Source organism: Moorena sp. SIO4E2 (assembly GCF_010671945.1).
In the GTDB taxonomy this organism is placed as follows: Bacteria; Cyanobacteriota; Cyanobacteriia; order Cyanobacteriales; family Coleofasciculaceae; genus Moorena; species Moorena producens.
In genome coordinates, this window is record NZ_JAAHIE010001429.1 from 1 (window position 1) to 1036 (window position 1036).

Annotated in this window: 1 protein-coding gene; it reads left to right on the forward strand. The window is 45.9% G+C overall.

All coding sequences use genetic code 11. From position 1 onward, the window contains the following. Positions 1–775 (forward strand): glycosyltransferase (locus F6K37_RS44230; RefSeq protein WP_287257459.1); only part of this gene is annotated, 775 nt, incomplete at its 5' end. Positions 776–1036 lie beyond the last annotated feature (261 nt).

A 1036-nucleotide genomic window follows, 5' to 3' on the forward strand; every position in this document is an offset into this window, starting at 1 on the left:
CCCAAGGGTATGTTACCTAAGTCTTTCCCGTAACTTTGGTCATCAAATTGCTGTCACTGCCGGTCTAAATTTTGTGCGGGGTCAAGGGATTATTGTCCTAGATGCTGATTTACAAGACCCACCAGAGATCATCCCAGTGCTAGTGGAAAAATGGCAGCAGGGTTATCAAATCGTTTATGCTCAGCGCACCCAGAGACGTCGTGAAAGTTGGTTAAAGCGCTTTCCGGCTTACTTATTTTATCGCCTACTGCGCCGTCTAGCCAATGTCGAGATTCCCTTAGATACGGGGGACTTTTGTTTAATGGATCGACGGGTGGTTGATGTACTCAATGCCATGCCAGAACGCAACCGTTACGTGCGGGGATTGCGTTCTTGGGTAGGGTTGCGGCAAACCTCTGTTTCCTATGTACGTGACCCCCGCTTTGCTGGTGAGATCAAGTACACCATTCGTAAATCCTTAGCCCTAGCAGTAGATGCACTGGTTTCTTTTTCTAAAGTGCCATTGCGAATCGCTACTTATCTGGGATTATTAGCAACAGCGATAGCGCTATTAATGGCAGGGTTAGTGCTTTACTGGCGGATTTTTGAACCGAATTCTCCTGTGACTGGGTTTGCCACTATTATGATTGCAATTTTCTTTTTGGGAGCTGTACAGTTAGTATCTATTGGTATTTTGGGGGAATATGTAGGACGGATTTATGAAGAAGTAAAAGGCAGACCATTGTATGTTTTATCAGAAGTGAGGGGGTTTGTGGAAGAAGGAAGATCAAAGTAAGGAATCAGCTGACAGCAATCAGCTATCAGCTAATGCGCTACGCGCACGCGATCGCGTTCAGCATATGTTTTTTTTTTGGCGTTGCTGAATCAAGGAATGAATAGGAGTAGAGTAGGCATCCTGCCCGCCCGAAAATAATTAATAGGAGTAGAGTGGGCATCCTGCCCGCCCGAAAATAATTAATAGGAGTAGAGTGGGCATCCTGCCCGCCCGAAAATAATTAATAGGAGTAGAGTGGGCATCCTGCCCGCCCGAAAATAA